Genomic DNA, 13,492 nt, shown 5'->3' on the forward strand with positions numbered 1-13,492 from the left:
TGAGTTTCTTTTCAAGGAAGGAAATATGATGCAGACAATAGAGGATATTACCAAGGCCATTATATCTGACCCACAGAATAAAGATTTCACAGAGCAGGGGATCAAACCACTCTTTGCAGCGCCTAAGAATGCTCGGATTAATATTGTTGGCCAGGCACCAGGGCTGAAAACCCAGCAGGCGGGGCTTTACTGGAAGGACAAGAGTGGTGACCGGCTGAGAGAATGGTTGGGTGTTGATGAGGAAACTTTCTATCAGTCTGGATATTTTGCAGTTCTCCCCATGGATTTTTATTTCCCTGGGCATGGTAAGTCTGGGGACTTACCACCTCGTAAGGGCTTTGCTGAGAAATGGCATCAGCCGATTTTAGAGCTCCTACCAGATATTGAGTTGACTATCTTGATTGGCCAGTATGCACAGAAATATTATCTGCATCAAAAAGGAAATGTCAAACTGACCGAGACGGTTCAGCATTATCAAGACTACCTACCAGAATTCTTTCCCTTGGTACACCCATCGCCCCGCAATCAAATCTGGATGGTGAAAAATCCTTGGTTTGCAGAGCAGGTTGTGCCAGAATTGCGAGCATTGGTACAAAAGATTATTCATCATTAAAGGAGGAAAACTATGGATGCTTATCAACATGTAGCTAATAAGTTGCAAGAGTTGGGGATCCCCTTTGATGTGGTGGAGCACCCACCTGCATTTACGACAGAGCAGGCTGACTCCTATATCGAAGGAATCGAAGGAGTCCGGACTAAGTCTATGTTTTTGACCAATAAGAAGAAAACTCAATATTATCTTCTGATTATGGATGACAAGAAAAGTCTGGATATGGACCTATTTAAAGAGCTGGTTTCAGCCAACCGTATTCGCATGGCTTCAGCGGAATCCCTCTATGAAAAAATGCAGCTACCACCAGGAACAGTATCGCCTTTTGGTTTGTTAAATAATGAAGAAAAAGATATTCAAGTTTATTTTGATAAGGACATTGTATCAGAGGATATCATGACTTTCCATCCCAATACCAATGAAAAGACGATTTTTGTCGCCACCCAAGATCTTTTTAAGTTCCTGGCTCATCTGGGCTATGATTATCAAATTTTGGAACTATAATTTTGAAAATGCTGTGGGGCTTCTTGACCTTGCAGCATTTTTCTTGACACAAAAACTTTAGGACAATTATTATTCATTTCAAAGAGCAAGAGAAAGAGAGAAATAGAAAAGAGAGTGGGACAGAAATCGGTAATTCGTTAGAATTCGATTTCGTCGTCCCACCTCCGCACAGTTGAGTAGGGCTGTAAAAGCTGATGAATTCAGCGTAATAGAGCCCACTCAACCACTGCGTCTTGCTCGATAATCCAAAGACAATTGAGAGGCTAGGACTTTTGTCCCAGCCTCTTCTTGGATAGATTGAATATAGTTTTTAGTTGGATGCTTGAGTGCTGGACTCTGTTGTTGTATGCTGGTCTTGGCTTGTCGAACTGCTGTCAGTGGAAGGAGTTGTATGGCTCGTATTCGCTTCTGCGCTTGAGGAGCTTGATGATGTTTCGGTCTCAGTAGCAGCTGAAGTTTCTGTTGGAGTCGAGCTAATAGATGTAGACTCTTTTTCTACCTCTTTGATAATGGTAGTAGTCGTTGTCGAGTTGCCTGTATCAGTTTTTGATTTTGAGTCATTGTTGTTCATAAGGTTCATGATGGTAAAGCAAGCAATGACGATTGAAAGAAGACTGGCAATTGTAGCAATAGTCTTTTGTAGGGCAGAAAAGCCAGTTTTAATATGCTGACTGGTTGGTTTTCGATTTGAATTGCTGTTATTTTTTTCTCTGCGAGAATATTTTTCCATGTAAAAGTCGCTCCTTTTCGTTCTTAATTTATTATACGTCTTTTATTTAGAAAAGTCTTCCAAAAATTTGAAAATTTAAAATGAAAACGTACACAAAAGATAAATAACAACAGCTCTAAAAGGCGGAGAGATAAGCCTCTTAGAGCTGTTAGTTTTATCAAAATGTTAGAGCTTTTTTGGTGTCGTTTCAGAGTTAAGGGCAGCTTGGGCCACAGCTAGCCGAGCTGCTGGGACGCGATAAGGGGAGCAAGAGACGTAAGTGACTCCGATTTCTTGTAAGAAAGGAATGGAAGCTGGATCACCACCAACTTCGCCACAAACTCCGATGGATAAGGTTGGATCTACTTGGCGAGCTTTTTCAATGGCCAATTTCATCAATTGGCCGACACCTTCTTGATCAAGGCTTTGGAAAGGATCCTGGGTGAGCAACTTTTTCTCTTTATAGTCGTTGAGGAATTTTCCGATATCATCCCTTGAAAAGCCAAAGGTCATCTGGGTCAAGTCATTGGTTCCAAAGCTGAAGAAGTCCGCTTCCTGAGCCAGCTGATCAGCAATGAAGCAGGCTCTCGGCAGTTCGATCATGGTACCGATGTCATATGGGAATGGAGGGCATTGATACTTTTTGAAAATCCATTCGATATGCTTGATGAGCAGCTCTTTGAGATAGACAAGCTCTGATTTTGTAGCAATTAATGGAATCATAATTTCAGGACGGACTGGATGTCCTTCTTGCTGTAGTCGAATGGCGCTGCTAAAGATAGCTTCTATTTGCATCTTATAGATATCTGGCAAGGTGATTCCCAAGCGACAGCCGCGATGGCCTAGCATAGGATTTGTTTCTTGCAATTGCGTGATTTTTCTTTCTAGTTGACTGGCTTTTTTATTGAGCTTTTCAGCCAGTAGGGCAATTTCAAGTTGGTCTTTAGGGAGAAATTCGTGCATTGGAGGATCCAATAGACGGACAATCATGGGTTTTTGGCCAACAGTCTGGAACATTTGATAGAAGTCTTCGGCTTGGTAATCTAGGAGATGGGCAAGTGCCTCTCGTCTTTCTATCTCATTCTCGGCCAGAATTAATTTCCTCATTTGCAGGATTCTTTCCTCACCGAAAAACATATGCTCTGTTCTTGCTAGTCCAATTCCTTGAGCTCCAAAGCTAATAGCGGTTTGCAAATCTTGAATCGTTTCAGCATTGGCGCGGACTGTAAGTTTAGCTACTTCATCAGCCCAAGTCAGCAAGAGCTGCAAATCCTGATCATTTTCTACAGAGACTGTCGGGATTTGCCCTAGATAGAGAAAACCAGTCCGACCATCTACCGATAGAATATCTCCTTCATTGAGCAAGATATCTCCGCACTGGATGGTCTTGCTGTCCTCTTGGATAAGTAGATCTCCACATCCTGCTACACAGCAGGTTCCCATTCCTCGGGCGACAACTGCCGCGTGTGAGGTCATTCCACCTTGGCTAGTGACGATTGCTTGGCTGACAATCATTCCTTCTATATCTTCGGGAGAGGTTTCTTGTCGGACTAGCACAACTTTTTCGCCAGCTTCATGTAGTTCTTTAGCTCGCTTGGCAGTAAAGACAATTTTTCCTGTTGCAGCACCGGGACTGGCTGGCAATCCCTGCGCTAAAATTGTCGCTTGCTGGAGCTCATTTTCATCAAAAACTGGGTGAATCAGCTGATTGATATGAGCCGGGCTAATCCGGCGAATGGCCTCGCACTTGTCTATCTTGCCTTCTTCTACTAATTGCAGAGCGATTTTCAAAGCAGCCTTGACTGTTCGCTTACCATTACGAGTTTGCAGGATATAGAGCTTGCCTTTTTCGATTGTAAATTCGATATCCTGCATATCTTTATAGTGATCTTCAAGGATGTGGGCATATTCTTGAAAAGCAGCATAGGCTTCTGGCATCTTTTCTTGCAGATTTTGAATGGGCTCGGGCGTACGAATACCAGCAACGACATCCTCTCCTTGGGCATTTAAAAGAAATTCGCCAAAGAGGCCCTTTTGACCAGTTGCTGGATTTCGAGTGAAGACGACACCAGTTCCACTTTCTTGATCAAAGTTGCCAAAGACCATGACTTGAATATTAACGGCGGTTCCCAAATCTTCTGGAATCTGATTGAGCTTGCGATAGACTTGGGCGCGTGGATTATTCCAAGAGCGGAAAACAGCTTTGATAGCAGTGAAGAGTTGTTCCTTAGGATTTTGAGGAAAAGTCTGATAATGCTCACGATAGAGCTGCTTGTATTGATCGATGAGAGCTTGGTGCTCTTCTAAGCTAAACTCGTAGGCAGTCTTACCAGCATTCTTCTCAAAATAGGAGAGCAACTGATCGAAGTCCTCTTTGGGAATTTGGAAAACGACATCTGCATACATCTGAAGCAGCCTGCGGTAGCAATTATAGGCAAAAGCCATATTGGTTTTGGAAGCCAAGGTTTGGGTTCGCAGGTCATTTAGTCCCAAGTTTAAAATCGTATCCATCATGCCAGGCATAGAAAACTTGGCACCACTACGCACAGAGACTAGCAGTTGGTCCTCTTCGTTTCCTGAGAAGTATTGGCCAGTTTTTTGCTCTAGTTCGGAAATAGCCTGCAAAACATTCTCTCTTAATTTTTCTTCAAAAAAATAGGGGCTGTTTAAAAAATGAATACAGGCTTGCGTCGTAATGGTAAATCCTGGTGGAACTGGCAGTCCTAAATTGGTCATTTCAGCCAGATTGGCCCCTTTACCACCCAGAAGAGCATTTTGCTCGGCTCGTCCTTCCTCAAAGGAATAAATCCATTTCGTCATATCTTACCTCCAAATAGACAAAAATGTGTCATATATATCTGTTTTATATTCTAATATACATCACATATATTTGTCAATGGAAAAAACGTTATATTTCATTGATATAAGATAAAAATATGATATAATATGACAGAAAAATATGAAAAATAAAGTATTCTATCTCTAAAAAGGAGACATATTGTATTGGAATTATCAGCACGTCAAAAGCAGATTGTTGACATTGTCAAGAAAGAGCAGCCCGTCAGCGGGGAAAAGATTTCTGAATTGATGGAGATTTCTAGAGCAACTTTACGCTCAGACCTGTCCTTTTTGACGCTGGTTGGCATTTTAAAAGCGACGCCCAAGGTTGGCTATACTTATTCAGGGAATGATTTGGAAACCTTATTTTTCTTTGACACTTTTCGCAAGAAAGCGGAAGATATCATGGTTTCTCCAGTTTTGGTGCCTCAAGATACTTCCATCCAGGATGCGGTGATAAGGCTCTTTATGTATGACGCGGATGTTCTTTATGTCATTGATGAAAAGAAGCTACTCTTAGGAATTGTCTCGCGCAAGGATTTGCTACGAGCGGCTTTATCCAGTAGTATCGGAACAACGCCTATTGCAGTTTGTATGACTCGGATGCCTCATCTTAGAACCTGCCATAAGGATATGAATATATTAGAGGTGGCTGCTCTTTTACAGGATTTTGCCATTGATTCACTGCCTGTGGTAGAAAAAGATAATGAGCGCAAGATTTTAGGGACGGTGACTAAGACAGCCCTGCTGGACTATATCATTCAGGAAGCGCGCCAAGCGGAAGTAAAGAGACAGGAGTAGTGACAATGAAGAAAGAAATTATTGTATATAGCATTTCGGATTCTTTAGGAGGAACCTCGCAGCGACTCTTGTCAGCTGTAAGTGCGCAGTATCCAGATTTGACATTTAATAATAGCTACCGTTTTCCTTTTATAGACAAAGAGCAAGAATTGCTGGAAATTTTGCAAGATGCTTTAAAAGATGATGCCTTGGTCATCAGTACTTTGGTAAATGGAGAATTAGCTAGACTAGCTAGAGAATTTAGCCAAAACCACAAGCTGGCCTACATTGATCTCATGCACCCTTTCTTTGAAATCATAGGGGAAAAGACTGGGATTAGACCGATTGAGATACCAGGAACCTTGCACCGTTTGGATACGGAATATTTTAATAAAATATCAGCGATTGAGTTTGCAGTAAAGAATGATGATGGAAAATCTCCGCAAGGATTTTTGGAGTCGGATCTAGTTCTACTGGGAGTTTCACGGACTTCAAAAACTCCTCTCAGCATTTTTTTGGCCAATAAGGGCTACAAAGTTTCCAATTTGCCTTTGATACCAGAAGTTCCGCTTCCTCAAGTTTTAGACAAGGTGGACAAGCGTAGGATGATCGGTCTGGTCTGTGAGCCAGAAAAATTAGTCAAAATTCGTAGCAACCGTCTTAATTCGTTGGGCTTGTCCCACTCGACCAGTTACACAGATTTGGAAAAGATTTATCAGGAATTAGACTATTCCAAAGAAGTCTTTAGAAAATATCAGACGGAGGTCATCAATATTACAGATAAATCAATTGAAGAGACAGCTTTCCTGATTGAGGATTATTTAAAAAAATTAGATATGATTGGCGAGGCGAAGTAATCGTCTTCAGGGCTGGTTCCTAAATTTATCAGATAGGAACCAGCCCTTTTCTTGTCCCTAGGCTCGTTTCGTGTTACAATAGGAGTATTGATTTTTACTGATAAAAACAGAGGAAAAAGATGATTTATTTAGATAATTCAGCGACAACCAAGCCCTATCCAGAGGCGCTGGCTACCTATACAGAAGTGGCTTCTAAAATCTGGGGTAATCCTTCTAGCCTGCATAGTTTGGGCAGCCAGGCTACCCGTCTCTTAGAGGCCTCTCGCCGTCAAATAGCAGAGCTTTTAGGTAAGTCTTCGTCGGAGATTTTTTTTACGTCTGGAGGGACAGAAGGGGACAACTGGGTACTTAAGGGAGTTGCTTTTGAAAAAATTCCTTTTGGCAAACACATCATCGTATCTAACATTGAACATCCAGCGGTTAAAGAATCAGCCCTCTGGTTGCAGAGTCGGGGATTTGAAGTCGATTTTGCTCCAGTTGATAAGGCAGGCTTTGTTGATGTAGACAATCTAGCGGAGCTGATTCGACCTGACACCACTCTGGTTTCGGTCATGGCAGTCAATAATGAAATCGGCAGTATTCAGCCCATTCAGAAAATATCCGAACTGCTAGCAGATAAGCCGACTATTTCCTTTCACGTGGACGCTGTGCAGGCTGTTACGAAGATTCCGACAGCTGCTTATCTGACGGATCGCGTGGATTTTGCAACATTCTCCAGTCATAAATTTCACGGCCTTCGGGGCGTAGGATTTGTCTATATCAAGTCTGGCAAGAAAATCAGTCCGCTTTTGACTGGTGGTGGTCAGGAGTCGGATAAGCGCTCCACAACGGAAAATCTAGCAGGCATTGCAGCCACAGCCAAGGCTCTTCGTCTGTCCATGGAAAAACAAGAAACGTTTGCTCAGCGAACGTTTCAGTTGAAGAAGATTATCTTTGAAGAACTGCAGAAGTATCCAGATGTGGTGATTTTCTCAGACATGGAAGATTTTGCGCCTCATATCCTGACCTTTGGTATCAAGGGAGTGCGGGGTGAAGTCGTCGTCCATGCTTTTGAAGACTATGAGATTTACATATCGACTACCAGCGCTTGCTCTTCCAAGGCTGGAAAGCCAGCAGGTACGCTGATTGCTATGGGAGTCGAAAAGTCTCTCGCTCAAACTGCTGTCCGTATCAGTTTGGATCTTGATAATGATATGAGTCAGATGGAGCAATTTTTGACAACCTTTAAAATTATTTACGAAAAAACCAGAAAAGTAAGGTAAACAATGCAATATTCAGAAATTATGGTGCGCTACGGCGAGCTTTCTACCAAGGGCAAGAACCGCATGCGCTTTATCAACAAACTTAAACGCAATATTCAGGCTGTTTTGTCAGTCTATCCGCAGGTCCATGTCAAGGCCGACCGTGATCGGACTCATGTCTATCTGCACGGAACAGACTATCAGCCAGTCGCCGAGTCACTCAAGAAGATTTTTGGGATTCAGAATTTTTCACCATCTTACAAAATCGAAAAGTCTGTACCAGCCCTAATCGAAGCTGTCCAAACCATCATGAAGGAAGTTTATCAAGAAGGTATGACCTTTAAGATTTCCAGCAAACGCAGTGATCACAACTTTGAATTGGATAGCCGTGAGCTTAATCAGACGCTGGGAGATGCTGTTTTTAAGGCCATTCCCAATGTTCAGGTCAAGATGAAAGCGCCTGATATTGAGCTTCGTGTCGAGATTCGCGAAGAAGCAGCCTATATCTCTTATGAGACGATACGCGGTGCTGGAGGCTTGCCAGTCGGCACTTCAGGCAAGGGTATGCTTATGCTGTCTGGTGGGATTGACTCACCAGTGGCGGGCTATCTGGCTCTCAAGCGCGGGGTGGATATCGAGGCGGTTCACTTTGCCAGTCCTCCCTACACTAGCCCAGGTGCGTTGAAAAAAGCTCAAGATCTGACGCGAAAATTGACCAAATTTGGTGGCAACATCCAGTTTATCGAAGTTCCTTTTACAGAAATTCAGGAGGAAATCAAGGCCAAGGCTCCAGAAGCCTACCTGATGACACTGACTCGTCGCTTTATGATGCGCATTACAGACCGGATTCGAGAGGAGCGGGGTGGTCAAGTCATTATCAACGGAGAAAGTCTAGGTCAGGTGGCAAGTCAAACAATTGAGAGTATGCAGGCTATCAATGCTGTGACCAATACACCAGTTATCCGTCCTGTCGTGACCATGGACAAGCTTGAAATCATTGATATTGCAGAAAAAATCGATACTTTTCAAATCTCTATCCAGCCATTTGAAGACTGCTGTACTATTTTTGCACCTGACCGACCTAAAACCAATCCGAAAATCAAGAATGCCGAGCAGTACGAAGCTCGCCTAGATGTTGAAGGTTTGGTAGAACGCGCCGTCGCAGGCATCATGATTACAGAAATCACACCGCAAGCAGAGACTGATGAAGTTGACGAGATGATTGAGGACTTGTTATAGGAGTTTAAAAGTAGCTTTTTACTGAAAGAATCTGGAAAACTATCTATTGATGATGAAGATAAAAGGGGATATTTATGAACGAATGGGATTCCTTTTTGAGTGGACTCATGGGAGCATTGTCTTGGAAAGATGGACAAGATAATGCTTTGCTGTTTGGAATGCCCAGTTGGACTTATTTACTTGGTCTCTTAGTTCATTTTCAGATTTTCCTAAGCTTGTATGCTCTCTTATTTTGGGGATTTCATTTAAGCATTAAGGAAGCCGGCTCTGTCAAGAAGGCCATGAGAAATAAATGGAAAACCATACGCCAAAGCCATAAAAGTAAGGGCAGAGCTATTTTTGTTACAATAATTGGCTCTCTTCCTATATTTATTATCTTTCCTGCTTATGAAGGCTATCGAATGACCAATGGTATCTGGCGCTATCATTACTTTACTAATCAGACAACCGAGCTAAAAACGGCTTTAGTGACTGGTGTTGATGCCGAGACCGGAGGAAGCAAGTCTACCTATTCTCGTATTACCTTCACTATTACGGTTGATGGGAAAGAGCGAGAGGTTAATGTTTCAGATAGTAATAAAAGTCTTGCCAGATCAGCTAAAAAACACTTGAAGCCTCCGATAGCTATTGAGGTTCATGTCAATCAAGAAGGGCAGATTGTATATTTGAAATAAATGAAAGTAAAGAATGATAATATTTAGTTGAAAATCCGTTTTCATCAAATAAAATCACTTGCCAAAGGTTAGTAGAAGTGCTATACTAAGAATGTTGACTATGCACAGCCTGTGCAACCGCTCGAACATCGTAGCTCATATTTAGTGAGTATTAAGTGGTTCGTCCCACGATGCTAGGCGAGTCTTCACAAAAATACGGGGAAATCCCAAAAAAATCATAGGAGGTGCATAATGAGCACATACGCAATCGTTAAAACTGGCGGAAAACAGGTTAAAGTTGAAGTTGGTCAAGCTATCTACGTTGAAAAATTGGATGTTGAAGCTGGTCAAGAAGTGACTTTTAACGAGGTTGTTCTTGTTGGTGGTGATAAAACTGTTGTCGGAACTCCACTTGTTGCTGGAGCTACTGTAGTTGGAACTGTTGAAAAACAAGGAAAACAAAAGAAAGTTGTTACTTACAAGTACAAACCTAAAAAAGGTAGCCACCGTAAACAAGGTCACCGTCAACCATATACTAAAGTTGTCATCAACGCAATCAACGCTTAATTTATAGGAGAACACATGATACAGGCAGTCTTTGAGAAAGCCGAAGATGGCGAGCTGAGGAGTGCGGAAATTACTGGACACGCCGAAAGTGGCGAATACGGCTTTGATGTCGTGTGTGCATCGGTTTCTACGCTTGCCATAAATTTTATCAATTCAATTGAAAAATTTGCAGGCTACGAACCAATCTTAGAATTAAACGAAGAAGAAGGCGGATATTTACGAGTAGAGATCCCTATGGATATTCCGCCGCATCAGAGAGAAATGACTCAGCTTTTCTTTGAATCATTTTTCTTGGGAATGGCAAACTTATCGGAGAACTCTTCTGAGTTCGTCCAAACTAGAGTTATCACAGAAAACTAACACGGAGGAAAAACACTATGTTAAAAATGAATCTTGCAAGCTTGCAACTTTTCGCCCACAAAAAAGGTGGAGGTTCAACGTCAAACGGACGTGATTCACAAGCAAAACGTCTTGGAGCTAAAGCAGCTGACGGACAAACTGTAACTGGAGGATCAATCCTTTACCGTCAACGCGGTACACACATCTACCCAGGTGTTAACGTTGGCCGTGGTGGAGACGATACATTGTTCGCAAAAGTTGAAGGCGTAGTACGCTTTGAACGTAAAGGTCGCGATAAGAAACAAGTATCAGTTTACCCAATTGCGAAATAATTCATTATTGATAAAAATCCCTGTCTCAAGATCGGGATTTTTATTTTTGGTAAAAATTGAAATCGTTTCCTTGACATTTTCTCTTCTTAGTGTTTTAATATACCCTATAGGGGTATAAAGGAGAAAAATATGTTTCATTTTTTTACAAAGATAGATAGTATTTCGACGGATGAGTTGGAGAAGCGATTGAAGTCCAATATCCAACTAATTGATGTACGGACGCCATTTGAATTTCGTAGAGGACATATCAAAGAGGCCCAGAATGTTCCTTTGAGCCAAATTGGTCAATTTTCTCCAGCTAAAAAGGAGACGATTTACGTCATCTGCCATTCAGGCATGCGGAGCAAGATGGCAGCGAAAAAGCTGAAGAAAAAGGGCTATGATGTTGTCAATGTCCGAGGTGGTATGAGCGCTTGGACAGGGAAAACCATTTAAGTAGAAGGGGTTAAACAATGAAAATTATTATCATTGGTGGAGTTGCGGGTGGTATGTCTGCGGCAACACGCTTAAGACGGCTGATGGAAGATGCTGAAATTGTAATTTTTGAAAAAGGTCCTTTTGTATCTTTTGCGAACTGCGGCCTGCCTTATTATATTTCTGGTGAAATTGCTGAGCGAGAAGCTCTCTTGGTTCAAACACCTGAAAGTCTCAAGGCACGCTTTAACTTGGATGTGCGACCTTTTCATGAGGTGGTGAAAATTTCGCCTGAAGAGCACACGGTGACGGTGGCTCATGATGGTTCAGAGTTCACAGAGCAGTATGACAAGCTGATTCTTTCACCTGGGGCGAAGCCTTTTATTCCTGAGATTGAAGGACTTTCAGAAGCAACTAATGTCTTCACTTTGCGCAATGTTCCAGACTTGGATCAGATCATGTTAGCCTTGGATGAAGAGCCACAAGAGGCTGTGGTCATCGGTGCTGGATTTATCGGCCTAGAAACGGCTGAAAATCTGCGTAAGCGTGGCCTGAATGTGACAATCGTAGAAAAGGCACCGCATGTCTTGCCTCCACTGGATGAGGAGATGGCAGCTTTTGTCCAAGCTGAATTAGTCGATAAGGGAGTGAAAATCATCACTTCCCAGTCGGCTACTCGCTTCGAAGAAAAGGGCAAAGTGATCGTCTTGGAAGATGGTCAAAAATTGGCTTCAGATGTGACTATTCTCTCTGTCGGGATCCAGCCTGAAAACAGCTTGGCCAAGGCAGCAGGTATTGAGACAGGTCTTCGTGGGGGAATCTTAGTTGATGAGCATTATGAGACGAGTCAGAAAGATATTTTTGCAGTCGGAGACGCCATCCTTGTCAAGCAGGAAATTACTGGCGACGATGCTTTGATTGCTCTAGCTTCGCCTGCTAATCGACAAGGACGTCAGGTGGCAGATGTAATTGCTGGCTTGGAGCGGAAGAATAAGGGAAGCATTGGCACGGCTATTGTGCGTGTCTTTGACATGACAGCCGCTTTAACAGGTCTGAACGAGCGTTTCCTTCAGCAAAATCATTTGCCTTGCCAAGTGATTCATGTCAGCGGTAAGGATCATGCGGGCTACTATCCAGGTGCGACTGACTTGACCTTGAAATTGCTCTTTGAGCCAAAAACTGGCAAAATCTATGGTGCTCAAGGTGTAGGGAAAAAAGGCGTTGATAAGCGGATTGATATTCTGGCGACGGCTATTAAAGGAAATCTGACGATCTTTGATTTGCCAGAGCTGGAGTTTACCTATGCACCACCTTTTGGCTCAGCCAAGGATCCAGTCAATATGCTGGGCTATGCAGCCATGAATCTAGCAGAAGGCTTGAGTGAAAATATCCAATGGCACCAGCTGGAAGACGAGTTGGCTAGCGGGAAAGTCTTTTTAGATGTCCGAACACTTAATGAGTTTAAGCAAGGACGCCTGAAGACAGATAAGACAGTCCATATTCCGCTGAATGAACTCAGAGAACGCTTGGATGAGCTAGATAAGGAAGCAGAATATATCGTGAGCTGTCACAGTGGTCTGCGCAGCTATATTGCCGAGCGAATCTTAAAACAAGCAGGATTTGCAGTGAAAAATCTAGACGGAGCTTATGCTTTGTACAAAATGGTAAAACCAGAAGGAGTAGAAAAATGAAAACTATATCAGCAGCTGACCTAGAAAAGCAGTATCAATCTGAAAAAATGGCCATCGTAGATGTGCGCGAAAGACATGAATTTCAAGCGGGTCATATCCCAAATGCTGGAAATCTTCCACTCAGTGAGTTGGAAACTGGCTATAAAAAGCTGAATCCTGACTACAAATACTATGTCATTTGCCAAGGAGGAGCGCGTTCAGCGACTGCTTGCCAATTTCTTGCCATGCAGGGCTTCGATGTGACCAACGTATCAGGTGGCATGAACGCTTGGTCTGGAGAGACTGAATAAAAGATAAAAGGATTCAAGTCGTTGCTTGAATCCTTTTTTCCTGTCCTTCTTATTTTCGATTTACCAGAAAATGAATAGCTTTCTCTATTCTTTCCCTTTGTTTTTTCGGATCATCAGCTGGATTTTCTAGGCAATCCGTTAAATTCTCAGTGATAACCATCTCAATAACACGGTCAACGCTGGAGCGGACGGCTAATAACTGTGTGAGAATATCTGAACATTCCCTGTCCTCTTCAATCATTCTTTGAATGCCTCTTAACTGACCTTCAGAGCGCTTGAGGCGGGTAATATAATTATAATTCACTGTGATTTCCTCGTTTGCTTACATTGAGTTTATTATATGCTTAATCTGTATATTTGTCAATTGGATTGGTTGGAGGCTGTTTTCAGAAATTTTCCATAATCACTCTCTGATTCTTCTATTTACT

16 protein-coding genes and 1 other annotated feature are annotated in these 13,492 nt (G+C 42.5%); of the genes, 13 read left to right on the top strand and 3 right to left on the bottom strand.

Going from position 1 to position 13,492, the window contains the following annotated elements:
* Positions 1–28: 28 nt before the first annotated feature.
* Together FXF62_RS00705 and FXF62_RS00710 are read left to right on the top strand one after the other, a co-directional pair.
* The gene (locus FXF62_RS00705; RefSeq protein ID WP_149517565.1) at positions 29–613 is read left to right on the top strand and encodes a uracil-DNA glycosylase family protein; all 585 of its coding nucleotides are present in this window, start codon (positions 29–31) and stop codon (positions 611–613) included.
* A gap of 12 nt (positions 614–625) precedes the next feature.
* Positions 626–1,114 (top strand): prolyl-tRNA synthetase associated domain-containing protein, encoded by a 489-nt coding sequence (locus FXF62_RS00710; RefSeq protein WP_149517269.1) that lies wholly within the window; start codon positions 626–628, stop codon positions 1,112–1,114.
* A gap of 310 nt (positions 1,115–1,424) precedes the next feature.
* Here FXF62_RS00710 and FXF62_RS00720 read toward each other — a convergent pair whose 3' ends face one another.
* Positions 1,425–1,844: a DUF6556 family protein gene (locus FXF62_RS00720; RefSeq protein WP_149517270.1), complete on the bottom strand. Its 420-nt coding sequence runs from the start codon at positions 1,842–1,844 to the stop codon at positions 1,425–1,427.
* A 165-nt stretch (positions 1,845–2,009) separates the two neighbouring features.
* On the bottom strand, positions 2,010–4,643 hold the full coding sequence (gene ppdK / locus FXF62_RS00725; RefSeq protein WP_149517271.1) for a pyruvate, phosphate dikinase: 2,634 nt from the start codon (positions 4,641–4,643) through the stop codon (positions 2,010–2,012).
* Between the two features lie 183 nt (positions 4,644–4,826).
* Here ppdK and FXF62_RS00730 point away from each other — a divergent pair, with 183 nt between their 5' ends.
* From FXF62_RS00730 to FXF62_RS00780, 11 genes are all read left to right on the top strand, one after another.
* Positions 4,827–5,462, top strand: a complete 636-nt coding sequence (locus FXF62_RS00730; protein ID WP_061422779.1) for a CBS domain-containing protein — start codon at positions 4,827–4,829, stop codon at positions 5,460–5,462.
* A gap of 5 nt (positions 5,463–5,467) precedes the next feature.
* Positions 5,468–6,298: a pyruvate, water dikinase regulatory protein gene (locus FXF62_RS00735; RefSeq protein WP_149517272.1), complete on the top strand. Its 831-nt coding sequence runs from the start codon at positions 5,468–5,470 to the stop codon at positions 6,296–6,298.
* 119 nt (positions 6,299–6,417) lie between these two features.
* Positions 6,418–7,560, top strand: coding sequence for a cysteine desulfurase family protein (locus FXF62_RS00740; RefSeq protein WP_149517273.1), 1,143 nt, complete (start codon positions 6,418–6,420; stop codon positions 7,558–7,560).
* Positions 7,561–7,563: 3 nt separating this feature from the next.
* Positions 7,564–8,778: a tRNA uracil 4-sulfurtransferase ThiI gene (gene thiI / locus FXF62_RS00745; protein ID WP_149517274.1), complete on the top strand. Its 1,215-nt coding sequence runs from the start codon at positions 7,564–7,566 to the stop codon at positions 8,776–8,778.
* Between the two features lie 74 nt (positions 8,779–8,852).
* On the top strand, positions 8,853–9,452 hold the full coding sequence (locus tag FXF62_RS00750; protein WP_149517275.1) for a hypothetical protein: 600 nt from the start codon (positions 8,853–8,855) through the stop codon (positions 9,450–9,452).
* A gap of 105 nt (positions 9,453–9,557) precedes the next feature.
* Positions 9,558–9,647: a sequence feature (ribosomal protein L21 leader region), on the top strand.
* Between the two features lie 36 nt (positions 9,648–9,683).
* Positions 9,684–9,998 (top strand): 50S ribosomal protein L21, encoded by a 315-nt coding sequence (rplU, locus tag FXF62_RS00755; protein ID WP_015605032.1) that lies wholly within the window; start codon positions 9,684–9,686, stop codon positions 9,996–9,998.
* A 15-nt stretch (positions 9,999–10,013) separates the two neighbouring features.
* Positions 10,014–10,358 carry a ribosomal-processing cysteine protease Prp gene (locus FXF62_RS00760; RefSeq protein ID WP_149517276.1) on the top strand — a complete coding sequence of 115 codons (345 nt, stop codon included), beginning with the start codon at positions 10,014–10,016 and terminating at the stop codon, positions 10,356–10,358.
* Between the two features lie 17 nt (positions 10,359–10,375).
* Positions 10,376–10,669: a 50S ribosomal protein L27 gene (rpmA, locus tag FXF62_RS00765; RefSeq protein WP_005590406.1), complete on the top strand. Its 294-nt coding sequence runs from the start codon at positions 10,376–10,378 to the stop codon at positions 10,667–10,669.
* Positions 10,670–10,798: 129 nt separating this feature from the next.
* Entirely contained in the window at positions 10,799–11,104 is a 306-nt protein-coding gene (locus tag FXF62_RS00770) for a rhodanese-like domain-containing protein (protein WP_149517277.1), read from the top strand.
* Positions 11,105–11,121: 17 nt separating this feature from the next.
* On the top strand, positions 11,122–12,774 hold the full coding sequence (locus FXF62_RS00775; protein WP_149517278.1) for an FAD-dependent oxidoreductase: 1,653 nt from the start codon (positions 11,122–11,124) through the stop codon (positions 12,772–12,774).
* Complete coding sequence (locus FXF62_RS00780) at positions 12,771–13,064, top strand: rhodanese-like domain-containing protein (protein WP_125390461.1); 294 nt, start codon at positions 12,771–12,773, stop codon at positions 13,062–13,064. The genes FXF62_RS00775 and FXF62_RS00780 overlap by 4 nt, the downstream gene beginning before the upstream one ends.
* 49 nt (positions 13,065–13,113) lie before the next feature.
* Here FXF62_RS00780 and FXF62_RS00785 read toward each other — a convergent pair whose 3' ends face one another.
* Entirely contained in the window at positions 13,114–13,368 is a 255-nt protein-coding gene (locus FXF62_RS00785; RefSeq protein ID WP_149517279.1) for a metal-sensitive transcriptional regulator, read from the bottom strand.
* Positions 13,369–13,492: the final 124 nt, after the last annotated feature.

Origin of the sequence: Streptococcus cristatus, assembly GCF_008369405.1 — a bacterium.
Classification (GTDB): domain Bacteria; phylum Bacillota; class Bacilli; order Lactobacillales; family Streptococcaceae; genus Streptococcus; species Streptococcus cristatus_G.

What these genes read in the sequence shown, in the direction of transcription:
- FXF62_RS00705 (WP_149517565.1), top strand. Translation starts at nt 29, where the DNA reads ATGCAGACAATAGAGGATATTACCAAGGCCATTATATCTGACCCACAG.
- FXF62_RS00710 (WP_149517269.1), top strand. Translation starts at nt 626, where the DNA reads ATGGATGCTTATCAACATGTAGCTAATAAGTTGCAAGAGTTGGGGATC.
- FXF62_RS00720 (WP_149517270.1), bottom strand. Translation starts at nt 1,844, where the DNA reads ATGGAAAAATATTCTCGCAGAGAAAAAAATAACAGCAATTCAAATCGA.
- ppdK (WP_149517271.1), bottom strand. Translation starts at nt 4,643, where the DNA reads ATGACGAAATGGATTTATTCCTTTGAGGAAGGACGAGCCGAGCAAAAT.
- FXF62_RS00735 (WP_149517272.1), top strand. Translation starts at nt 5,468, where the DNA reads ATGAAGAAAGAAATTATTGTATATAGCATTTCGGATTCTTTAGGAGGA.
- FXF62_RS00740 (WP_149517273.1), top strand. Translation starts at nt 6,418, where the DNA reads ATGATTTATTTAGATAATTCAGCGACAACCAAGCCCTATCCAGAGGCG.
- thiI (WP_149517274.1), top strand. Translation starts at nt 7,564, where the DNA reads ATGCAATATTCAGAAATTATGGTGCGCTACGGCGAGCTTTCTACCAAG.
- FXF62_RS00750 (WP_149517275.1), top strand. Translation starts at nt 8,853, where the DNA reads ATGAACGAATGGGATTCCTTTTTGAGTGGACTCATGGGAGCATTGTCT.
- rplU (WP_015605032.1), top strand. Translation starts at nt 9,684, where the DNA reads ATGAGCACATACGCAATCGTTAAAACTGGCGGAAAACAGGTTAAAGTT.
- FXF62_RS00760 (WP_149517276.1), top strand. Translation starts at nt 10,014, where the DNA reads ATGATACAGGCAGTCTTTGAGAAAGCCGAAGATGGCGAGCTGAGGAGT.
- rpmA (WP_005590406.1), top strand. Translation starts at nt 10,376, where the DNA reads ATGTTAAAAATGAATCTTGCAAGCTTGCAACTTTTCGCCCACAAAAAA.
- FXF62_RS00770 (WP_149517277.1), top strand. Translation starts at nt 10,799, where the DNA reads ATGTTTCATTTTTTTACAAAGATAGATAGTATTTCGACGGATGAGTTG.
- FXF62_RS00775 (WP_149517278.1), top strand. Translation starts at nt 11,122, where the DNA reads ATGAAAATTATTATCATTGGTGGAGTTGCGGGTGGTATGTCTGCGGCA.
- FXF62_RS00780 (WP_125390461.1), top strand. Translation starts at nt 12,771, where the DNA reads ATGAAAACTATATCAGCAGCTGACCTAGAAAAGCAGTATCAATCTGAA.